The following is a 21,368-nucleotide window of genomic DNA, read 5'->3' as shown; positions in this document are numbered from 1 at the left end:
ATCCCAGGGAAAAGGAGAGCCGATGCGTCAGCTGAGCGCACTCGACGCGCAGTTCCTCCATGTGGAGACGGCCACCACCGTCGCGCACGTGGCGGGGCTGGCGGTGCTCGACCCGGCGGACGGGGCAGTTGACCGCGACTCGCTGGCGGCGCTGCTGCTGGCACGCCTGCACCTCTCCCCCGCGCTCAGCCTGCGCCTGGCGGAGGTGCCGCTGGGGCTCGACCACCCTTACTGGGTCGCCGACCTCGCGTTCGACATCGACCACCATCTCTTCGAGCTGACCCTGCCCGCGCCGGGCGACGACCGCCGGCTCGCCGAGGCGGTCGCCGAGATCCACGCCCGACGGCTCGACCGCACGCGACCGCTGTGGGAGATGCACCTGATCAAGGGTCTGCGGGGCGGACGGGTCGCGGTCTACACGAAGGTGCATCACGCGGCCATCGACGGCGTCTCCGGCGCCGAGACCCTCGCCGCCCTCCTCGACCTCACCCCAGACGGCCACCTCCCCCCGAACGGCACTGCAAAAGGCCACCCCTCGACCACTCCCGCCCCACGAACGGGTCGACGCCAGAGGGCGGAGGCGGGGGTGGCGACAGAGGCGGGCCTGTGCCCGGAGGCAGGTGCAGCACCGGAAACGAACGCCGTACCGGAGGCAGGCGCGCGTCCCGAGCGGGCCGCGACGCCGAAGGCGGGGACGGGCGTGGGGGTCGTAACCGTCACGGGCGCTGAGCCGGAGGCCGGGGTGGGGGGCACCGCTGTGGCGGGAGGAGGGGGCGGGGCGAAGCCGGGGCTGGTGGGGATGTTGGCTTCGGCCGTCCTGCATGGGGCTACGCAGCCGTTGCGGGCTGCTCGGTCCGCGATGAGGGCGGTGGCGGATCTTGATGCGATTCCGCTGGCCGCCGGGCTGCCCGGGGCGAGGCTGATCGCCAGGGCGGCGCGGGCCGTCCGTGGGGACAGGCAGCATCGGCCGGAGTTGCCCAGCCTCGCGGTGCCGCGGACGCCGTTCAACGGGCCGATCAGCGCGCGCCGGCACCTGTCGTTCGGGTCGCTGCCGCTCAAGGACATCAAGCAGGTCGCCAAGGCCAACGGCATCAGCGTCAACGACGTGGTGATGACGCTGTGCGCGTCCGCGCTGCGCTCGTGGCTGCGGGAGCGGGACGCGCTGCCCGACGAGCCGCTGATCGTGGCGGTGCCCGTCGCGGTGCGCAGGCCGGGCGGCAAGGACCTCGTCGGCAACCAGATCTCGGCCATGGTCGCGCCCGTGCCGACGAACGTCCCCGACCCGAAGGAGCGCCTGCGGGTCATGGGCGCGGTGATGGGCCGGGCCAAGCGCAGGTTCGCGCTGGCGCCGGCGACGTGGCCGAGCGAGCTGTGCTCGCTGCTGCCCGCCCCGGTCACCAGCCTGGCCACGCCCGCCATCTTCCGGCTGGCGGGCATGGCCTTCCCGCCGGTCAACCTGATCGTCAGCAACGTGCCCGGCCCGCAGTTCCCGCTGTACCTGTGCGGTGGCCGCGTGCTGTCGTACTACCCGCTGTCGGTGCTGACCGACGTCAGCGGCGGCCTGACGATCACCTGCTTCTCGTACGACGGCATGCTCGACTTCGGCATCGTCGCCTGCCCCGAGCGGGTGGACGACGTGTGGAGCCTGCTCGGCCACCTGCGCACGGCGCTGGACGAGCTGTCAGACGAGCGAGTGGGCGATGAGTTCCGCGACGGCGTCGGGGTCGATCTGGTGGCCGGTTAGCTGGCACAGGTTCTCCTGGTAGAGCAGGGCGGCGGCGAACATGGCCGCCGCCACCTCCAGCCTGGCCGCGTCGCCGCGCGCCCCGGGCGTGGCCAGCTCCAGCGCGAACCTGGCCCGCCTGACGAGCTCGCCGTTGAGCCGCCCGAGCCGTTCGTTGACCGAACGGTGGGTGTCGGCCTCGCGGAACAGGATGCGCCGCATGGCCGGTGAGGCCCGCAGGGGCAGGGCGCGGGCGAGCCGGGCGAGGGTGCCGGCCAGGTCGCCCGGCACGGCGTCGACCTCGCGGCCCTCCTCGATGACGGCGCGTTCGTTGACGAGAGCGACCAGCAGGTCGATCTTGTCGGGGAAGTGTTGAGCAATCAGCCGCTTGGGCACTTTCGCAAGTTTCGCTATGACCGCGGTCGTGGTCGCCTCGTAACCGCGGCCCGCGAACAGTTCCTCCGCCGCGTCCAGGATGCGCGTGCGGACGTCACCGATCACCACAGCTCAGCACCCTAATGCGGGGCGGAAGTGCCGCGCCATGCCGTCGGGGCGGGAGGGGTGTCGCGCGTGTCACTCGGTACGCGGCACACGACACTGTCGTGTAGCGTTTGAGACAAATATGTCTCACATGAAACTCGGGTGCTTCACCATGGCTGTGACACGCGACCAGATCATGAAGGCCGCCATCCAACACCTCAACGAGAACCCGATCGCCTCCATGGCCCAGCTCGCCGAGGCCGTCGGTGTCAGCAGGGCGACTCTGCACCGCCACTTCAGCAGCCGCGAGGAGCTGATGCTGGCGCTCGCGCACCGCGCCCACGACCAGTGGGAGCACGTCCAGGAGCGCTGCGGGCTGGTCGCGGCGACCGGCTCGCAGGACCCCGGCGCGCTCGCCGGGGCCCTGGAAGCGCTGGTCGCCGGCATGGTCGAGATCGCCGACGAGTACGGCTTCGGCCTCACCGACTACACCCTCCTCATCGAGCCCGAGTTGCGGCGGCGCGCCGACGCGCTGGAGGAACGTGAGCTGGCGTTCTACGCCGCCGCCCAGCGCGCCGGGGTGCTCCGCGCCGACCTGCCCGTGCGCTGGGTGAGCAACACGGTGTTCGGGCTGATGGTGACCGTACGCGAGAGCCTGCGCCACGGCGACGTGGCCCGGCGCGACGTGCACCGCCTGCTGCAGACCACGTTCCTGCACGGCACCGGTGCGGGCGGCCGCGGGGGCGAGGGTGAGCGGGCGGAAGGTGGCCGGGGATGAGCCGGGGGCGGCGGTGGGCCGCGCTGGTCGTGCTGTCGGCGTCCGTGCTGATGGTCGTCATGGACATGACCGTGCTCAACGTGGCGCTGCCCGCCATCTCCGAGGAGCTGCGGCCGGACTCGGTGCAGCTCTTGTGGATGGTAGACGCGTACTCGCTGGTGCTGTCCGGACTGCTCGTCACGGCGAGCGCGCTGGGCGACCGGTGGGGGCGCAAGCGCATGCTGCTGGCCGGGTTCGCGGCGTTCGGGCTGGCGTCGCTGGCGGTCACCGTCGCCGGCGGCGCGACGGAGGTGATCGCCGTACGGGCGCTGCTCGGCGTCGGCGGCGCGATGATCATGCCGTCCACGCTCTCGCTGATCAGGCACCTGTTCACCGACCCGGGCGAGCGTGCGAGGGCACTGGGCGTCTGGGCGGCGATGGCCGCGACCGGCGCCGCGCTCGGCCCGATCGTCGGCGGGCTGCTGCTCGAGCACTTCGGCTGGCAGGCCGCGTTCCTGGTGAACGTGCCGGTCATGGCCGCCGCGATCGGCGCCGGGGTGTTCCTGCTGCCCGAGTCGGCGAACCCCGCCCCCGGCCGGTGGGACGCGCTGGCCACGGTGCTGTCGATGGCGGGCATGGTGGCGCTGGTGTACGCGGTCAAGACGTTCGGCAAGGACGGGCTCGCCTCGCCCGCCGCCCTGGGGGCGAGCGTGGTCGCGGCGGTGACGCTCGGGTGGTTCGCTCTGCGCTGCCTGCGGCGGCCCGACCCGCTGCTTGAGCTGCGGCTGTTTCGCAGCGCGCCCTTCTCGGCCGGTGTCGTGACGGCGCTGACCACGTCCATCGCGATGGCGGCCGTGTTGCTGCTGCTCGCCCAGTGGATGCAGCTCGTGCAGGGGTACGGGCCGCTGGAGACCGGCGTACGGCTGCTGCCCGCCGCACTCGCCGCCGTCGTCGCCTCGCCGCTGGCGCCCTCGCTGGCGGGACGGGTGGGGGCGCGTACCGTGCTGGCGGGCGGGCTGGCGCTGACCGGGCTGGCGTTTCTGCTGCTGTACGCGGCGCCGAGCCCGCTCGGCTACTGGCCGGTCGCGGTGGCGCTGGCGCTGATCGGCCTCGGGAACGGCTCCCTCGCCATCGCCTCGGCGGCCATCATGTCGGGCTCGCCGCCCGCGAAGTCGGGCAGTGCGGCGGCCATCGAGGAGACCAGCTACGAGGTGGGCGGCGCGCTCGGGGTGGCCGTCCTGGGCAGCGTCGCGGCGGCCGTCTACCGGACGGGGCTCGACGCGCCCGCGCTCGGCGGGGCCGGCGCCGCGGCCAGGGAGTCGCTGGGCGGGGCGCTGGGCGTGGCCGGCGAACTGGGCGCGGCGGGCGCGGCGCTGGCCGAGCAGGCGCGGGCGGCGTTCACCGAGTCGCTGGTGGTGACGAGCGCGGCGGGCGCCGTGCTGATGCTGGCGGGCACGCTGGCGGTCTGGCTCCTCACCCCCCGCCACCTGGACGTGTCAGCCGGTCACTGAGCCGTCAGGGGTGGAGTCGGGGCCGGCCACCTGGTCGGCTACGCGGCCGATGCGGGCGAGGCGGGCGAGGGCGGGGCGGGAGAGCACCTCGCCGATGTCGTGGAGGGCGATGATCAGCTCTTCGACGCCGTCGAGCGGCATGTCGGGCTCCCGGTTGAGCAGGACGCCGCGGTAGTCCTCAGGGGACACAGCGCCGCCGGGCAGCTCGATGCGGTCGTTCTCGGCGCGGAACAGGACCGGGACGGAGGTGTCGAGGACGAGCGCGAGCGCGGTCAGCTCGGCGGCGGTGAAGGAGCGCTGACCGCGCTCGGCCTGGTGAACGGCCTGGCGGCTCCAGGGTCGGTCGAGGTAGCGGCCCAGCGCCTCGCCCAGCTCGGTCAGTGACATGCCGCGCTCGGCCCGCAGGCGTGCGATCTGGTGGCCGATGGCCTCTTCGACCCGCAATGTGATCACCCCTTCGAGGTGTCATTCTGCACGATGACACCGACAGTCAAGCGTTGACGGTGGGGCGATCGCGGCAGTACTGTCAATGTACAGAGTTCCCCGTCAATGTTGCCGATGACAGGCCGACTGATACGGCCGATGGTGAGGCGCGACATGCAAGACATCCGCATCGAGGTGGTAGGACCGGTCGGCGACTGTGCCGTGCTCAAGATCGCCGGTGAGGTCGACGTGTTCACCGCTCCGAAGCTGCGGGAGCAGGTGGTCAACCTCGCGGGCCAGGGCGTCGTGCACATCGTCGCCGACCTGAGCACGGTGGAGTTCCTCGACTCGACCGGCCTCGGCGTGCTGGTCGGCGGCCTGAAGCGGCTGCGCACGCTGGACGGCTCGCTGGCGCTGGTGATGACCACCGAGCGCATCTCCAAGATCTTCCGCATCACCGGGCTCACCGCCGTCTTCGCCTCCCACTCCTCCGTCAGCGAGGCGATCACCGCCGACCCGCACTGGAAGCAGGTCGTCGAGGGCGAGGCCGGCGGCGTCGAGGCCTGGTGCGGGGAGCACGGCCTGTCCTGAGCGGGCGGGCGGTCAGGGACGCGAGGCCTCGTCCAGGAGCGTGAGCTCCTCGGCGGTCAGCGTCGTCCCTGCCGCCGCCAGCAGAGGCCGCAACTGCTCGACGGTGCGCGCGCTGGCGATCGGCGCCGCCACCGTCGGCTGGGCGGCCAGCCAGGCCAGCGCGATCGTCGCGGGCGCCGCGTCGCGACCCTCCGCCACCCGGGTCAGGGCCTCCAGCGTCCTGGGCCCGCGCGGGGTGTCCAGATACTCGGCCGCCCTCGGTGCGCGGGGGCTGTCCACGGTGACGCCCGGCGCGTACTTGCCGGTCAGGAAGCCGCGGGCGAGCCCCGCGTACGGGGTGCTCGACAGCCCCTCGCGGGCCACGACGTCCCGCAGCTCGCCCTCGTAGCCGCGCTCGACCAGGTTGTACGGCTGCTGCAGCGCCACGTACCTGGCCAGGCCCTCCTCGTCGGAGATCTTGAGCGCCTCGGCCAGCCGGGGAGCGGTGTAGTTGGACGCCCCGACGTGACGGACCTTGCCCTCGCGGACCAGCGCGTCGAAGGCGCCCAGGGTCTCCGCCAGCGGCGTCTCCTGGTCGTCGACGTGCGCCCAGTAGAGGTCGATGTAGTCCGTACGCAGCCGCCGCAGCGAGTCCTCGACCGCCGCCCTGATCGTGCCCTCGGCCAGGCCCTTGCGCCCCTCCAGCATGCCGACCTTGGTGGCGAGCACGACGGACTCCCGGTTGCCGCGCGCGGCCAGCCACTCCCCGATGATGATCTCGGACGTGGACTCCCCCGTCTCCCAGGCCGGATAGACGTCGGCGGTGTCGAGGAAGTTGCCGCCGCCCTCGACGTACGCGTCCAGCACCGCGAACGAGGTCTCCTTGTCCGCCGTCCAGCCGAACACGTTCGTGCCGAGCGAAATCGGGAAAACGGACAGGTCGGAATTGCCGATGGATCTCATCCCGCCATTATCGCCAGGCCGCATCCAGGCGGAACGCCCCGCCCCCTGACCCGATCGAGGCCGATCAGCTGGCCCGGTGCACCAGGGAGCCGCACAGGGCGCGCAGGTCCGCGGCGTCCGGCAGGCACTCGTCCAGCACGCCGAGCGCGGCGGTGACGTACCGCTGGGCCAGGTCCTCGGCGCCGGCCCGGCCGCCGGCCGCCTCCACCAGGTGGGCGGCGTGCCGTACGGACTCCTCGCCGTCCACGCCGGAGACGAGCAGGTCGGACAGCTCGCGGGCGGCGGGACCGCCGCCGGCGAGCGCGGCGAGCACGGGCAGGGTCTTCTTCTCGCGCCGCAGGTCGCTGTGGACGGGCTTGCCGGTCAGGCGCGGGTCGCCCCAGATGCCGAGGATGTCGTCGGCGATCTGGAAGGCGACGCCGAGGTCGCGTCCCATGTCCCACATGCGCCCGGCCAGCTCGGGCGCGCCGCCCAGGGCCACGCCGGCCGCGGCGGCGGCGCCGAGCAGGCCGCCGGTCTTGCCCGCCGCCATCTCGGCGTACTCGTCCACGGTGACCTCGCCGGGCCCGCGCCACGGCCGGTTCTCGAAGGCCATGTCGGCGGTCTGCCCCTGGACCAGCTCCATCAGGGCCGCCGACAGGTAGGGCATCGCCTCGGGGCGTCCGGCGAGCTGGCCGACGGCCAGCGCCAGCAGCGCGTCGCCGGTGAGCAGCGCGGGCCCCACGCCGTACGCCTTCCACAGCGCGGCCCGGTGCCTGCGCAGCTCGTCGCGGTCGATGATGTCGTCGTGCGCCAGGGAGAAGGCGTGCACCAGCTCCACCGCGACGGCGCCGGGCAGCGCGGACTCGGCGCTGCCGCCGACCGCCTCGGCGCTGAGCATGACCAGGGCGGGCCTGACGCCCTTGCCGACGCCGCCCTGCCGCGGGCTGCCGTCCACGTCCGACCAGCCCAGCGTGAACGCGGCCATGCTGGCACCCCAGGGGTGCAGCGCCCCGACGGCCTCGCGCAGTGCGGGTTCGAGCAGACTCCGGTAGCGCGCCAGGGAGTCGGCGCCCTGCGGCAGAACGCCCGGCCGGCTGACGTTCATCGGGTGCTCCTACCTCCGGTTGATCTTGAAAATCCATGCAGAAGCATGTGATACTCCACTGTGGATTTGACATCTGTCATTACATGTCCCTTATGTGAGACAGAGGTCCACAGAGCTGACCCGCGTCCCGAGCACCGCCGGCACAGGCGGCCCCGGGGTGGCGCACACGATCGCACCCAGGAGAAACGACTGGTCGAGGACATCGGCGAGAGAGCCGGAAGCCGGAGTACGAGTGGAACCGACCACCATCATTCCTCCGTGAATGCACAAGATGGGCAACATCTCACCATTCGCCCAAGCTTGATCATACACGCACTTTCGTACGATAATCACTCAATGAGTGAGAAATCCTCACATAGCCGACTTCTAGCTACATAACGCTCTCTGATCGGGGATCGCCGCCATGCCGCACCCCACGGAAACCTCCGTGTCCACTCCTCACGTCGTCCCCTTCTACCGGGCCCTCCCGAGGCTGGTGAAAGACCCGGTGACGGAACTGGCCAACATGGGAACCGAGGCCAAGGGCCGGATCGTCCAGGTGAATCTGGGCCCGTTCCGACCGTACCTGGTCTCCCATCCGGAGCACGTGGAGCAGGTGCTCAAGACCGACTGGACCAACTTCGCCCGTGAGGGCATGTTCTGGCGGCCGCTGCACCGCGTGACCGGCCAGAGCATCCTCGGCGAAGGCGAGACGTGGGCGTCCACGAGGAAGATCCTCGCGCCGCTGTTCACCTCGCGCTACATCGCGTCGCTGGCCGACGACATGGCCGACATCATCGACGAGTGCATCGTCGAGCTGGAGGACTTCGCCGCCACGGGCCGCCCCATCGACGGCGGGCACCAGATGACCACGATCGTCAACCAGGCCGTCATCAAGGTGCTGTTCGGCGGCCGGATCTCGCGCGACACCGCCGAGCGGCTGGCGCCGGAGTTCGCCACGTGCGCCACGTCGATCGGGTTCCGGCTGCTGTTCCCCTTCGCCCCGTACTCCGTCAAGGTGCCCGGCGACCGGGCCTTCCTGCGCTCGGCGCAGAAGATCGACGAGATCGTCTACCCGCTCATCGAGCAGGCGCAGCGCGAGGGCGACACCTCCAGCAAGGAGGTCGTCTCCAAGCTGCTGTCGGCCCGCCTGGAGCAGGAGGGCAAGGCCGACCTCAAGCAGGTGCGCGACGACCTGGTCAGCATCTACGGCGCCGCGTCGGAGACCACCGCCATGTCGCTGACCTGGCTGTGGTCGGTGCTGCACGACCACCCGGACGTCAACGCCCGGCTACTCGAGGAGATCGACAGCGTGGTGGGCGGCGAGCCGGTGCGCCCCGAGCACGTCGGCCGGCTGCCCTACCTGCGCATGGTGCTGCAGGAGCTGCTGCGGGTCTATCCGTCGGCCTGGATCATCCCCCGGCAGGCGGTCAACGACGTCGAGATCGGCGGCATGCGGATCAAGGCCGGCTCGCAGGTGCTGGTCAGCCCGTACACGACGCACCGGCTCGAGGAGTTCTGGGACCGGCCTGAGGTGTTCGACCCCGACCGCTGGGCCGACGAGAAGGCCGTGGTCAAGCACCGCTACTCCTTCATCCCGTTCGGCGCGGGCCCGCACGTGTGCCTCGGCCAGCACCTGTTCTACGTCGAGGCGCCGCTGGTCATCGCCAACGTGCTGAGCCGCTACCGGCCGGAGCTGACCAACCCGCAGCGGCTCACCCCGCTGCCGGGCGCGTCCGTACGGCCGAAGGAGAAGCTGTGGCTGCGCCTGCACCCCGTCGAAGGGCGGCGGGCGGCGTGAACCCTGCGGACCTCACCACGGGCCCTGAGGACCTCACCGCGGTCGCGAACGACCTGATCGCCAGCCTCATGCTGCGCCCCTGGGGCCAGGTGTCACCCTCGGTGTACGAGACCGGCCGCCTCGTCTCGCTCGCCCCCTGGCTGACCGGCCACGGTGAGCGCATCGGCTACCTCGCCCGCACCCAGCGCCCCGACGGCTCCTGGGGCGCGCCCGACGGCTACGGCCTGGTGCCGACGCTCAGCGCCACCGAGGGCGTCCTGGCCGCGCTCACGCGCGGCGACCCCGGCATCGACCGGGCCCGCCTGCTGGAGACGGCCGAGCGTGGCCTGTCGGTGCTCGGCGGCTGGTTAGCGGGCCGGCTCGACCTGCCCGACATGCCGGCGATCGAGCACATCGTGCCGTCGCTGGTGGCGCTCATCAACCAGCACCTCGACGCGCTCGGCGCGGGTCACGAGCCGCTGCCGCTGCCCGAGGGCATGAACTACGACACGCTCACGCTCCTCAGGGAGTGGGTGAAGTCGGGCGCGGAGGTGCCGGAGAAGCTGCTGCACGCGCTGGAGATCGCCGGCGCGGAGGCGGCGGGCGCGCCCGGCATCCGCCCGACGGTGATCGGCACGATCGGCGCCTCCCCCGCCGCCACGGCCGCCTGGCTGGGCCGCTCGGAGACCGGCGCCGACGGCGAGTCCGCCAGGCGGCACCTGGAGGACGTCGTCCGGCTGCACGGCGGCCCGGTGCCCGTGGGGCTGCCGATCACCGTGTTCGAGCGGAGCTGGGTGCTGAGCTGGCTGGTACGCGCCGGGGTGCCCGTCGAGGTGCCGCCCGAGATGCTGGCCGACATCAGGGCCGCCATCGGGCCCGAGGGAACGCCCGCCGGGTACGGCCTGCCGCCCGACGCCGACACCACCTCCGTGGCGCTCTACACGCTGGCGCTGGCGGGGGTGCCGTACGAGCCGGACTGCCTGTGGCGCTTCCGCTCCGGCACGCACTTCGCCACCTGGCCGGGTGAGCAGGGCACGTCCGTCAGTGTGAACGCTCACGTTCTCGACGCCTTCGGCCAGTACGTCGCCCGCCGCCCCGGCGCCGCGCCCCGCTACGCCGAGACGATCGCCGACCTGTCGGCCTGGATCGCCGAGCGCAGGGAGCCGAACGGGAGCTGGACCGACCGGTGGCACGCCTCGCCCTACTACGCCACGGCGAGCTGCGCGCTGGCGCTGGACGCCTTCGGCGGCCCCGCCGTGGCGCCCGCCGTGGCGGAGGCGGCCGAGTGGGTGCTGGCCACCCAGCGGCCCGACGGCTCGTGGGGCCGCTGGGAGGGCACCGCGGAGGAGACCGCGTACGCCATGCAGGTGCTGCTGCTGACCGAGGGGCGGGCCGATCCGCGGCGCGTCGCGGCCGCGGACCGGGGGCTCGCCTGCCTGGCGGGCTCGACGGGCGGCGAGCACCCGCCGCTCTGGCACGACAAGGACCTGTACGCGCCGTTCGCCATCACCCGCGCGGCGATCATCGCCTCGTCGTACCTGGCGACGCGGACGGCCGTGGTGTCCTAGCCGTGCGACTCCGACCTGGCGTCCTCGGCCAGCTCGCGCACGGTGTAGGCGTGCGTGTCCCTGGCCATGTACCAGGCGCCGTTGAACGCGACGCTCCTGCGCTGTCCCTCGACGACGCCGGCCAGCTCGGCGGGCAGCCGCCGCAGCTCGGCGTCGAAGGCGGCGTTCAGCTCGGCGATGTGCGCGCTCACCCGCTCCACGGCGGCCTCCGTGCTCGTCCCCGCGCGTTCGAGGATGAGCACGGAGTTCGGCTTGCCCTCGCGCCGCTCGCGCTCGAACGTCCTGAGGTCGTTGGCCAGGCGCATGCACTCCGCGCCGAGCGCGGTGGCCGGCTCGATCGCGGCCCAGTGCTCGGTGCGGGCCGGCTCAGGGCCGCAGACGCCCAGGGCGGCCGCCCACCAGGTGCGGTAGAGGATGGTCAGGCCGCCGTTGGCGAGGTAGCGGTCGTAGCCGGGCCACGGCTCGCCGCCGATCGCCCACCGGCGCTCCAGCGCCATGGCGGCGCCGGCCAGGTCGAGCTGCCCGAGCAGCGAGGAGGTGTGCGCGGCGGCGCCCGGGTGGGCGCGGAAGCGCGCGCACCACGCCCGCCACGCGCTCAGCGCCGCCGCCATCGGGCCGGCTTCTCCGGAGGCGCCGCCGGGCTCGGAGCCGGACAGGACGCCCTTGATGCGGCCGAAGAACGCGTCCACGTCGGCGTCGGACCAGTCGCCCGCGATGCTGTCGGCGATGTCGTCCATGCCGAACAGGACCGCGGTCAGCGCGCCCAGGTCGGCGATCTGGTCGCGGGTGGCGGCGGGGAAGGTGGCGGCGGCGGACAGGCAGCTGAAGGCGAGCCTGCTGGAGGCGCTGTCGCCGTCGGCGAACAGGGTGGTGTGGGGGCGCAGCAACCGGTCGGCCTCCGGCACGGCGTCGAGCGCCGCCGTCAGGACGGCCGCGCGGTCGCGCCCGGGCACCCCGGCGAGCTGGTGGGAGGCTTTGAGCAGGCGATCCGCGAGGTCATTGCGAATGTCGAAGTATGCGGAGGAAGGGTCACTCACCCGCGCAGGATATCCATTTTGCACGATTTCTGACTAAATCTGTCAAAAATCGGATATTTGTGCGCAAAGGGTTTGGAGTTGCTTGAGGGGCACTTTGTCCTGCGCTACAGTTTCGTGATCGACACCGTCCGTTGCCACCGCCGAGTGAGCTGGTGGCCAGCACTCGATTAACACTTTCTCAGGGTGGGTAAAATGGGCTTCCGCAATACGAGACTGCGGACCAAAGTCACGGCTCTGCTACTCTCCCTGGCGGCGCTGTGGGTCTTCGCGGCATGGGTCACTCTACGCGAGGGCGTCAACCTCCTGTGGGTCACCCAGGTCAACGACAGCGTGGTCGATCCCAGTGAGCCTCTGCTCGTCGAGTTGCAGAAGGAGCGCCGGATCTCGGCCGTCCACCTGAGCGACCCCACCTCACGTTCCCGCAAGGACCTCGAGGCCCAGCGCAAGCGCTCCGACGGCACGCTCGCCACCTTCAAGGAGGCCGCCACCGGCACGCTCGTCGGCTGGGCCACCGACGAAGAGGGCTCCGAGCGGCTCAACGAGGTCTTCCGCCGCCTCGACACGATCAAGCAGACCCGCCAGGCCGTCGATGCCGGCCGGCTGAACCGGGTGTCGACCACCGACGCCTACAGCGAAGTCATCGACTCGATCTACAACCTCTACGGCGCCCTGGCCACGCTCGACGACAAGGTCCTGGCCAGTGACATCCGTAACCTGCTCGCGCTGAGCCGGGCCCGCGACATCATCTCCAAGGAGGACGCGCTGCTGTCCGGCGCGCTGGTCAACGGGCGGCTCTCGGCCTCCGAGCACGCGCAGTTCGTCGCCACCACCGGCGCATGGAAGGTGGTGGCCGACCAGGCCGGCGCCGAGCTGTCGGACTTCGACCAGGGCGAGTACGAGAAGGTCAGCAACGGCCAGTCGATCACCCGGCTGCGCAACCTGGAGACGCTCGTCGCCGAGCAGGGCCCCGACACCGGCAGCGTGCCGTTCAGCGCCTCGACCTGGCGCCAGGCCACCGACCGCGCGCTCAACGACCTCAACACGATGGTCCTCGGCGCCGGTGACCGCCTGGTCGACCGCTCGGTCCCGGTCGCCGTCAACGTCATCGTCCGGCTGGTCCTGGCCGGTGGTCTCGGCCTGATCGCGGTCATCGCCTCGATCATCCTGTCGATCACCACCGCACGTGCCCTGTTCGCCCAGCTGCAGAAGCTGCGCGACGCCGCGCACGAGCTGTCCGACGACCGCCTGCCGAGCGTCGTCGAGCGCATCGGCCGCGGCGAGAAGGTCGACGTCGCCAGAGAGGCCCCCGCGCTCGACTTCGGTGACGACGAGATCGGGCAGGTGGGCCAGGCGTTCAACACCGTGCAGCGCACCGCCATCGCCGTCGCCGCCGAGCAGGCCGAGCTGCGCCGCAGCATCCGCGACATCCTGCTGAGCCTGGCCCGCAGGACGCAGGGCCTGGTGCACCGCCAGCTGACCGTCCTCGACGTGATGGAGCGCCGCGAGACCGACCCGGAGGAGCTGAAGGAGCTGTTCCGGCTCGACCACCTGGCCATCCGGATGCGGCGCAACGCCGAGAACCTCATCGTCCTGTCCGGCTCGTCCCCCGCCCGTACGTGGCGCCGCTCGGTCCCCATGGTGGACGTCGTCCGCGGCGCCCTGGCCGAGGTCGAGGACTACACCCGCGTCTCGCTCATGCCCATGGGCGACGTGGTGCTGGCCGGCCGGGCCGTCGGTGACGTCATCCACCTGCTCGCCGAGCTGATCGAGAACGCCGTGTCGTTCTCGCCGCCCTACACCAACGTGCAGGTCAGCGGCCAGCTCGTGGCCAACGGCTACGTCATCGAGATCGAGGACCGCGGGCTCGGCATGAAGCCCGAGGACCTCGACGCGGCCAACGAGCGCATCGCCGACCCGCCGGAGTTCCGCCTCTCCGGCACCGCCCAGCTGGGCCTCTACGTGGTCAGCCAGCTCGCCAAGCGGCACGACATCCAGGTGGTGCTCAAGTCGTCCCCGTACGGCGGCACGACCGTCGTGGTGCTGCTGCCGCAGGAGCTCGTCCAGCTCGACCCGTCGCCCGAGCCCCGCGACGACGGCCGCGAGCGGCTGCCCCGTCGGCAACCCGGCCGGGAGAACGGCAGGGAGAACGGCCGGGAGAACGGCAGGGAGGCGGGCCTCGCCACGGCGGCCAGGCCGATGGCGGAGAACGTCCGCACGCTCAAGTCGGCGCGGTCGGCCGCCCCGCTCGCGGCCCCCACCCCGGTGCGTGAGGTCAGGGAGCCCCGCACGGCGCCCGCGCCCGCGACCAGGCCCGAGCCCGCGGCCAGGCCGGAGCGCGTGAGCAGGCCCGAGCGCGTGAGCAGGCCCGAGCGCGAGCCCGCGCCCGCCCCAGAACCACCCCGGACCGAAACGCCGGCCGATCCGGAGCAGCAATCCGTGACCGAGTTCACACCGTCGGGGCTGCCCTTGCGGGTGCCCCAGGCCAACCTGGCGCCAGCGCTGCGTGACGAGACCCCCACGCAGCCCGACATCGAGGAGGACGATGACGAGCGATCGCCGGAGGAGATCCGCGCGATGATGGGATCCCTGCAGTCAGGCACCCGTCTCGGCCGCTCCGACGCGGCCAAGATGCTGGATGAGCACACGGGAGGTGAGAAATGAGTCCCACGGCGGGCACCGACCTCAACTGGCTGCTCGACGACCTCGTCGGCCGCATCAAGGATGCGGAGCACGCCATCGTGCTGTCGTCCGACGGACTGCTGATGGCCTCGTCGGCCGCGTTGCAGCGCACCGACGGCGAGCACCTGTCAGCCGTCGCCTCCGGGCTCCAGAGCCTGGCCAAGGGCGTCTCCGACCACATCTCGGGCGGCCAGGTCAGGCAGACGGTCGTCGAGTGGAAGAGCCAGTTCCTCATCGTGACCACCGCCGGTGAGCGCGCCTGCCTCGCCGTCCTGTGCGGGCAGCACGCCGACATCGGCCTGGTGGCGTACGAGATGGCCATGCTGGTCGCCAGGGTCGGCCAATACCTGACCTCCGGCGCCCGCAACGCCGAGGCCGCCGCCAGGAGCGACCGGTGAGAGCCCCGGACGGCGAGCCCACGGACGAGCACTGGGTGGATCCGGAGATCATCCGCCCCTACGTCGTGACCCGTGGCCGTACCCAGCCTGCCCACGGCAGGTTCGACCTGATCTCCATGGCCCTGGCGGTGGGCCCGCCGCCAGGGCCCGACGCCGGGCTGGACCCCGAGCACCTGCGCATCCTGCAGCTCTGCCGCGAGCCCAAGTCCGTCGCCGAGATCGCCGCCTACCTGGATCTGCCGGCCGGCACGATCCGGGTGCTGCTCGGTGACCTGTTCGATCGCGAACTCGTCTCTGCCCAGGAACCCCGATCCGAGGTGGACATGCACGACATGAAGATGTACAGGGCGGTGCTCGATGGCCTTCGCTCGCTCTGAGCGTCCGCGCCTCCCGACGGCGATCAAGATCCTGATCGCGGGCGGCTTCGGCGCGGGCAAGACGACGATGGTGGGCGCGGTCTCCGAGACCCGGCCGTTGCGCACCGAGGAGGTGCTGACCGATCGCGGCATCGGCGTCGACGACCTCACCTCGGTGGAGGCCAAGCGCACCACCACCGTGGCGATGGACTTCGGCCGCATCACGCTCGGCAACGATTACGTCCTGTACCTGTTCGGCACGCCCGGCCAGGAGCGGTTCTGGTTCGTGTGGGACGAGCTGGCCGAGGGCTCGCTGGGCGCGGTCATCCTGGCCGACACCCGGCGGCTGGCCGACTGCTTCCCCTCGGTCGACTACTTCGAGCGGCGGGGCACGCCGTTCGTGGTGGCGGTCAACTGCTTCGAGGGCGCGCCGACGTTCGAGCTGGAAGAGGTACGCCTCGCGCTGCAGCTCGGGCCCGACGTGCCGATCATCATGTGCGACGCGCGCAAGCGCGACTCCAGCCGTGAGGTGCTGATCACGCTGGTCAAGCACTCGGCCAGGCTTCGCGCCGAACCGGTCGGCAGCTGACCCACGCCACCAGCCTCCCACCGGCCCTCACCGGCCCCCGGCCGGTCCCGGTTCAGGTTCGTTCCGCCGGTCCGCTCGGCGGGCCCGGCTGCTGAGTCCGCCCGTTCGCGTCTCGGGCGGGCTCAGGGGGTGGGTTTCTCGATGTGGCCGGTCAGGTAGGCGTCGAGTGCGGCGGCGCCTTTGACCATCGCGCGGCCGCGGGCGGAGAGGCGGCCGCGCCACTCGTGCAGGGCGCTCTCCAGCGGCTCCTGGCCGCCCGCCGCCCGGACCTGGGCGATCAGCGGGGCGATCTGCTCCAGCAGGTAGCCGCCGCGCCTGAGCTGGTGGGCGAGGCGGGCGTCGCGGACGTCGGCCCCCGTGTAGACGCGGTAGCCCGTACGCGGGTCGCGGCCAGGCTGCACCAGCCCCGCGCGCTCCCACTTGCGCAGGGTGGCGGGACGGATGCCGAGCTTCCTGGCCAGCGGGCCGATGAACGTCACCCCCGGCTCGACCGGCTTGGCGGGCGCCAGCGCGCGCAGCGCCTCCTCCACCGCCTGGAGGGTGCGGCGGTCGTCGAGGAGCTGGGCGTGGCTCTCGTCGATGAGCTTCAGTGCCGCGTCCGTCTCGCTCCTGTTGACCGCCTGCATGATCGCGGTGGCCGTGCGGTGGCCGTGGGCGGGGATCAGCGCGATGAACGCGGCCAGGGCTTCGGCGTGGCGCTCGGTGTAGGCCCGGTAGCCGCTGTCCGTGCGGGCGGCCGGGGGCAGGATGCCGGCCTCCTCGTAGTTGCGCACCGCCTGCGTGGACAGGCCGTGCCGCCGGGCCAGGTCCACCGGCCGCAGTCGGCCACCGGGCATCGACGCCACCTCGCCGCGTTTGAGGGTGCCGCACCGGCATGCGGCGTGGCACCGGGTCAGAGCTTCAACAGAAGTCCAACCCTACCGTCGAGCGAGCGGAGGCCGGGAGCGCCGGACGCCCTGCGCCGGCGTCAGGCCGGCGTCGCGCGGTAGGCGTCGCCCGGTTTGGCGGCGAGGACCTGTTCGCAGGCCAGCAGCAGCACGCCGGCGCTCCAGGCGTGCGACAGCGTCAGGTACATGCCCTTCGGCTGGAAGCAGTCCGTCTGGTAGTAGCGTTCGGTGATCATGCCGCGGTAGGCGTTGAGGTCGCCGTCGGCCGCGGGGAGGAGCTGGCGGAAGCAGTCGAGGGTCTCCTGGGCCCGCTCCGCGTAGTACGGATCCCCCAGCGCCTCCGACAGCTCGGCCAGCTCCGCCGTGCACACCAGCCCGTACGCGTGCAGGTGCTGGTTCGACGGCGACGCCTGGTCGGCGCCCCGGGTGGCGAAGCCGTACACGCCGAGCGGGGTGCGCGGCCCGAAGCGCACGTTGTAGGTGTAGCGGAAGGTGAGCATCCAGTCGGCGGCCCGGCGGGCGAGATCGAGCCAGCGGGCCGCGCCGGTGCGCCGGTGCAGCGCCATGTACGCCATCACCGCCGCGTACCCGTCCTCGGAGGTGGGCGCGAGGTCCACGTCCTCGGGCGCGCCGTAGATGAACTCGTCCTCGACGAACCTGGCGTAGTACTCCCCCGCCCGCTCGGCCGCCCGCAGGTCGCCGGGGTCGCCGGACTCGGCGAGCGCGGCCACCCAGGTCAGGCCGGACGCGCCCGACCACGACAGCACCTCGCCGGTGACGGCGTGGTGCAGGGTGCCGAGGTTGCCGTCGGGGCGCTGGCGGGCGACCATGACGTCCAGGTTGGAGCGGGCGGCGGCCGCCCACTCGGCGTTCGGCCGCAGGCGCAGCGCGCGCAGCAGGAACAGGGTGGCCTCGCCGAGCGTGCGCGCGTGCAGGGCGCCCTTGACCGGGCTCCAGCTCTGCGCCCAGCCGGTCTTGCGGTACCAGGTGCCCCAGAACGTCCCGGACGGCGACAGGTTCGCGCAGATGAAGCCGATGACGCGCTCGGCGGCGGCGACGTGCTCGGGACGTCCGGTGCGCAGGCCGTGCTCCAGGAGCGCCGCCGCCCACGGGATGCCGCTCACCCAGCCGACGTGCATGGCCTGCCGGTCCACGCGCTGCCCGTCGCCGCCGCTCACCTCCCTGTCGAACCCGACGGTCTCCAGCAGCACGCCGGGATCGGGGTCGTAGTGCCAGCGGTAGAGGCCCTCGGCGGCGATGCCGGCGGCGGTGGTGACGTCCTCCCACGGCTCGATCGGCGCATCGGGCAGCCTCAGGTCGCGGTCCTCGCGCAGCAGCGGCGCGTACGCGTGCCGGTCGGCCGGCAGCGGCGCGGTGGCGAGCGTCAGCGTGCGCGCCTCGCCCGGCTGCCAGACGTGGGTGGCGGCCTGGGCGGGGAGCGGGTCCGCCGAGCCGTAGTAGGTGACCGGATGCTCGCGGTACGGGAACAGCAGCGCGGCCGTCGCCCGCCCGTCGTCGTAGGAGAGCTCCAGGCCGGTGAGGCCGAGCGGCGAGACCTCGTCGGCGATCAGCGCGGCGCCGCCGTCCTCGCCCCACACCAGGACGGCGGGGGTGGCGGCCCGGTCGGCGCGGAAGCCCCACGACGCCGAGACCATCTCGTCGGGACGGTCGGCGCCCGGCTCGAAGCGGGGGAAGACGCGGTGGCAGGCCGCCGGCCGGTTCTCGCCGTAGAACAGGCCGGGGATCAGCCACCACGGCTCGTCCTCCGACGGGACCGACCTGCTGACGCGCACGGTCGCGGCGGCCGGTTCCGCGCCGCCGTACCGGACGTCGAGCCGCAGCTCGCGCCGCCCGCTCGCCCGCCGCTCACCCCAGCCGTACGCGACCGCGAACGGCCCCGCACCCAGCACCTCGACCCGCACCTCTCCCCCGTCGGGGACGGCGATCAGGATTGCGGCGCCAGGGGCCGGCGACCCCGCCGCTCCGGCGGCGGGGTCGGAAGCGCTCGTCACCACGGCTCCACCGTGAACGCGCCCTTACGGGTCTCCAGCTCCACCAGGTCGGTCTCCACCGCCGAGAGCGGGTCGTCCAGCGGGATGCGGAACGTGCGGATCTGGCTGGGGCCGAAGTCGGCGGTGAGCCGGATGCCGGCGACCGGGATGTTCAGCGTCGCCGTCCCGGCCTGGCCGGTGGTCTCGACGGCCCTGACCACCAGGTCGCGCGGCGCGTCCTCGTGCAGCTTCACGGCGGTGACCATCACCTGGCCGCCGCCGTCGTCCAGGTAGCCGCGCGAGCCGGGCAGCGGACCGTCGTGGAAGCTCTCCAGCATGGCCCGCACCGGCGAGCCGAGCAGCGCCGCACGCCGGGTCAGCCCGGCCGCCCGCCAGTCGCCGGCGTGCGGCACCAGCAGGTACGAGAACCGCTGCACGCCCTGGTCCTGGAAGGAGTAGAAGCCGTCGGGGTCGAGCAGCCTGGGGTCGTGCCAGGAGTAGACCGGGCTGCGCACGGCGGTGATGCCGATGCTGTGGCTGCGGCCGGGCCCGGGAGGCGCGACGTCGTAGCCGTGCTTGGCGTTGTTGACCACGGCGAGGCCCGCGCGGGTGCCGTTGACCGAGCCCGACAGGTCCACCCACGACTGCGCCGGCTCCTCGGCCCCGTCGATGGGCCTGGTGAGGTGGGCGAACGGGATCTCGTACGTCGCCACCGGGCTCTCCAGCCCGACCGGGAAGCGCAGCTTCATCAGGTGCGCCTGCTCGCGCCAGTCGAGCGTGACCCGTACCTCGACCGCGTCGTCGTCACCGGCGCCGAGGATGAACTCCTCGGCCATGGTGGAGCGGCCCCACTCGCGCTCGACGCGGATGCGGGCGCGCAGCGGCCCGTGCTCGCGCAGCACGATGTCGGTGACGGCCATGGGCTGACCGGGCCAGTCGTAGGAGACGACGCGGTGGCCCCACGTGTCGGTGGGGTCCTCGCAGATCTGCGTGTGCTCGCCGGACGCGCCGGCCACGAGGTCCACGCCGGTGCGCTTGTCGACCAGGCTGGACAGCCAGCCGGTGACCGGGTCGAGCTCCAGGCGCAGCACGTCGTTCTCGAGGTGGTGCTCGGACGCCTCCAGGGTGCCGCCGGGGTTCATGCCGGGGCCCTGGCGCAGCCGGTAGAGGCGGTAACCCAGCGGCGGCAGCTCGGCCTTGAACACGGTGGCGCCGCGGCCCTTGTCGTCGGTGGTGGCGACGGACTGGGTGCGCTGGCACGGCACGTCGGCGCCGTCCGCGTCCACGACGTGCACGCCGTTGGGCGCGACGCCGTACTGCAGCTCGACGCGGGTGCTGACCGGCCACGGGTGCGGGTTGAACACGATCACCGGCTGGGTGCCGGTCTCCTCGGGCACCTGCACGTCGCGGGCGATCACGTTGTGCGCCCTGGTGATGATGCGCTTGGAGATGGCGACGGCCTCGCCGAGCTGGTCGCGGGCGTCGTCGTAGGCGGGCTCGATGGCCGAGCCGGGCAGCACGTCGTGGAACTGGTTGAACAGCACCTGCTTCCAGGCCCGCTCCAGGTCGGCGCGGGCGTCGTGGCCGGCGATCGCGGCCCACCGCTCGGCCGACAGCACCGCCGCCTGGGCGCGGCGCTGCCACGCCTTGATGCCGGAGTGCGAGGAGTAGCAGCCGGCCGCGTGGTGCTGCAGGTCGTCGCGCCACACGGGCAGCTCGGCCAGGCCCTGCTCGCCGAGCCGCTTGACCATCTCGTCGAAGTAGCGGCGCGGCGAGGACAGGGTCAGTTCGCCGTACGTGCCCATGCGGTCGTAGCGGTGGATGGACTCGATGTTGGCCTTGGTGGGGCCGCCGCCGTGGTTGCCCACGCCATAGAAGATCATCAGGTCGCCGAGCGAGCGGTCGAGCTGGGCGAGCGCCTTCTCGGTCTGTCCGCCGACGTCGCCGGGCGGGCTGCAGTATTCGAACGGAATGCGGTACGCCAGCACGCGGCTGCCGTCCGGCGCCTCCCACCAGAACATCGTGCCGGGCAGCTCGCTCTCGTGCGGGGCCGGGCGCAGGAAGGTGTAGGAGTCCATGCCCTGGCCGCGCAGGATGGCGGGCAGCATGGCGTTGTGGCCGAACGGGTCGACGTTCATGCCGACCGTGGCGGTGACGCCGAACTTCTCCTTGAGGTAGCGCTGGCCGTACAGGCCCTGGCGGACGAACGACTCGCCCGAGGGCATGTTGCAGTCGGGCTCCACCCACCAGCCGCCGGTCATCACCCAGCGGCCCTCGGCCACCTTCTCCTGGATCCTGGCGAACAGCTCGGGGTCGGACTCCTCCACCCACGAGAGCAGCACGACCTGGTCGCAGGTGAAGACGAAGTCGGGGTACTCGTCCATGCGGTGGATCGCCGACCAGAACGTGGCCCGCGCCTCCTGGTAGCCCTCCTGCCACGGCCACAGCCACACCGGGTCGAGGTGGGCGTTGCCGATCATGTGCAGGGTGCGGCCCGGGGTGGCCACCGGACGGGGTGCGTGGGGCAGGTCGCGCGGCTGGGCGCCGGAGGGCGCGTTCGCCATGGGGGCGCGCAGTCTGGAGGGACGCC

Annotated in this window: 17 protein-coding genes and 1 pseudogene; 10 read left to right on the top strand and 8 right to left on the bottom strand. The window is 72.4% G+C overall.

Features of this window, described 5'->3' with window-relative positions; all coding sequences use genetic code 11:
* Positions 1 to 22 precede the first annotated feature (22 nt).
* Positions 23 to 1,744 (top strand): wax ester/triacylglycerol synthase domain-containing protein, encoded by a 1,722-nt coding sequence (locus tag AB0K28_RS03040; RefSeq protein WP_364364376.1) that lies wholly within the window; start codon positions 23 to 25, stop codon positions 1,742 to 1,744.
* On the opposite strand, the gene AB0K28_RS03035 is transcribed toward AB0K28_RS03040, so the two are convergent.
* A complete protein-coding gene (locus AB0K28_RS03035) occupies positions 1,682 to 2,227 on the bottom strand; it encodes a helix-turn-helix domain-containing protein (RefSeq protein WP_364364373.1) in 546 nt (181 codons plus the stop codon). The two genes, AB0K28_RS03040 and AB0K28_RS03035, sit on opposite strands and share 63 nt — an antisense overlap.
* 148 nt (positions 2,228 to 2,375) lie before the next feature.
* Between AB0K28_RS03035 and AB0K28_RS03030 the strand changes: the two genes are divergently transcribed.
* Complete coding sequence (locus AB0K28_RS03030) at positions 2,376 to 2,981, top strand: helix-turn-helix domain-containing protein (RefSeq protein ID WP_364364370.1); 606 nt, start codon at positions 2,376 to 2,378, stop codon at positions 2,979 to 2,981.
* Positions 2,978 to 4,471 carry an MFS transporter gene (locus AB0K28_RS03025; RefSeq protein WP_364364367.1) on the top strand — a complete coding sequence of 498 codons (1,494 nt, stop codon included), beginning with the start codon at positions 2,978 to 2,980 and terminating at the stop codon, positions 4,469 to 4,471. Before AB0K28_RS03030 ends, AB0K28_RS03025 begins: the two co-directional genes overlap by 4 nt.
* Here the strand turns inward: AB0K28_RS03025 and AB0K28_RS03020 are convergent.
* Positions 4,457 to 4,924, bottom strand: a complete 468-nt coding sequence (locus AB0K28_RS03020; RefSeq protein WP_345386780.1) for a helix-turn-helix transcriptional regulator — start codon at positions 4,922 to 4,924, stop codon at positions 4,457 to 4,459. The genes AB0K28_RS03025 and AB0K28_RS03020 overlap by 15 nt on opposite strands.
* A 144-nt stretch (positions 4,925 to 5,068) precedes the next feature.
* Here AB0K28_RS03020 and AB0K28_RS03015 point away from each other — a divergent pair.
* Positions 5,069 to 5,407: pseudogene (locus tag AB0K28_RS03015) on the top strand (STAS domain-containing protein); the annotation flags it as partial.
* Positions 5,408 to 5,497: 90 nt separating this feature from the next.
* On the opposite strand, the gene AB0K28_RS03010 reads toward AB0K28_RS03015, so the two are convergent.
* Together AB0K28_RS03010 and AB0K28_RS03005 are read right to left on the bottom strand one after the other, a co-directional pair.
* Entirely contained in the window at positions 5,498 to 6,427 is a 930-nt protein-coding gene (locus AB0K28_RS03010) for an aldo/keto reductase (RefSeq protein ID WP_364364364.1), read from the bottom strand.
* 64 nt (positions 6,428 to 6,491) lie between these two features.
* Entirely contained in the window at positions 6,492 to 7,514 is a 1,023-nt protein-coding gene (locus AB0K28_RS03005; RefSeq protein ID WP_364364361.1) for a polyprenyl synthetase family protein, read from the bottom strand.
* A 427-nt stretch (positions 7,515 to 7,941) separates the two neighbouring features.
* On the opposite strand from AB0K28_RS03005, the gene AB0K28_RS03000 reads away from it, so the two are divergent.
* Positions 7,942 to 9,294, top strand: coding sequence for a cytochrome P450 (locus AB0K28_RS03000; RefSeq protein WP_364364358.1), 1,353 nt, complete (start codon positions 7,942 to 7,944; stop codon positions 9,292 to 9,294).
* Entirely contained in the window at positions 9,291 to 10,841 is a 1,551-nt protein-coding gene (locus AB0K28_RS02995; protein WP_345386790.1) for a prenyltransferase/squalene oxidase repeat-containing protein, read from the top strand. Before AB0K28_RS03000 ends, AB0K28_RS02995 begins: the two co-directional genes overlap by 4 nt.
* On the opposite strand, the gene AB0K28_RS02990 is transcribed toward AB0K28_RS02995, so the two are convergent.
* Complete coding sequence (locus tag AB0K28_RS02990) at positions 10,838 to 11,878, bottom strand: terpene synthase family protein (protein WP_364364355.1); 1,041 nt, start codon at positions 11,876 to 11,878, stop codon at positions 10,838 to 10,840. The genes AB0K28_RS02995 and AB0K28_RS02990 overlap by 4 nt on opposite strands.
* Before the next feature lie 192 nt (positions 11,879 to 12,070).
* Here AB0K28_RS02990 and AB0K28_RS02985 point away from each other — a divergent pair, with 192 nt between their 5' ends.
* From AB0K28_RS02985 to AB0K28_RS02970, 4 genes are read left to right on the top strand one after another with little or no spacing between them, the layout of a single operon-like run.
* Entirely contained in the window at positions 12,071 to 14,539 is a 2,469-nt protein-coding gene (locus tag AB0K28_RS02985) for a nitrate- and nitrite sensing domain-containing protein (RefSeq protein WP_364364352.1), read from the top strand.
* Entirely contained in the window at positions 14,536 to 14,955 is a 420-nt protein-coding gene (locus tag AB0K28_RS02980) for a roadblock/LC7 domain-containing protein (protein ID WP_345386804.1), read from the top strand. Before AB0K28_RS02985 ends, AB0K28_RS02980 begins: the two co-directional genes overlap by 4 nt.
* On the top strand, positions 14,952 to 15,332 hold the full coding sequence (locus tag AB0K28_RS02975; protein ID WP_345386806.1) for a DUF742 domain-containing protein: 381 nt from the start codon (positions 14,952 to 14,954) through the stop codon (positions 15,330 to 15,332). The genes AB0K28_RS02980 and AB0K28_RS02975 overlap by 4 nt, the downstream gene beginning before the upstream one ends.
* Positions 15,313 to 15,900 carry an ATP/GTP-binding protein gene (locus tag AB0K28_RS02970; RefSeq protein WP_345386809.1) on the top strand — a complete coding sequence of 196 codons (588 nt, stop codon included), beginning with the start codon at positions 15,313 to 15,315 and terminating at the stop codon, positions 15,898 to 15,900. The genes AB0K28_RS02975 and AB0K28_RS02970 overlap by 20 nt, the downstream gene beginning before the upstream one ends.
* 122 nt (positions 15,901 to 16,022) lie before the next feature.
* On the opposite strand, the gene AB0K28_RS02965 is transcribed toward AB0K28_RS02970, so the two are convergent.
* From AB0K28_RS02965 to AB0K28_RS02955, 3 genes are all read right to left on the bottom strand, one after another.
* Positions 16,023 to 16,736: a TioE family transcriptional regulator gene (locus tag AB0K28_RS02965; protein ID WP_364364348.1), complete on the bottom strand. Its 714-nt coding sequence runs from the start codon at positions 16,734 to 16,736 to the stop codon at positions 16,023 to 16,025.
* A gap of 131 nt (positions 16,737 to 16,867) precedes the next feature.
* On the bottom strand, positions 16,868 to 18,799 hold the full coding sequence (locus AB0K28_RS02960; RefSeq protein WP_364364345.1) for a hypothetical protein: 1,932 nt from the start codon (positions 18,797 to 18,799) through the stop codon (positions 16,868 to 16,870).
* The gene (locus AB0K28_RS02955; RefSeq protein ID WP_364364342.1) at positions 18,796 to 21,342 is read right to left on the bottom strand and encodes a glycoside hydrolase family 38 C-terminal domain-containing protein; all 2,547 of its coding nucleotides are present in this window, start codon (positions 21,340 to 21,342) and stop codon (positions 18,796 to 18,798) included. Before AB0K28_RS02955 ends, AB0K28_RS02960 begins: the two co-directional genes overlap by 4 nt.
* Positions 21,343 to 21,368: the final 26 nt, after the last annotated feature.

The sequence above is a fragment of the Nonomuraea sp. NPDC049504 genome, assembly GCF_040676845.1.
Taxonomy (GTDB): domain Bacteria; phylum Actinomycetota; class Actinomycetes; order Streptosporangiales; family Streptosporangiaceae; genus Nonomuraea; species Nonomuraea salmonea.
This window is presented reverse-complemented; position numbering and strand designations above follow the sequence as displayed.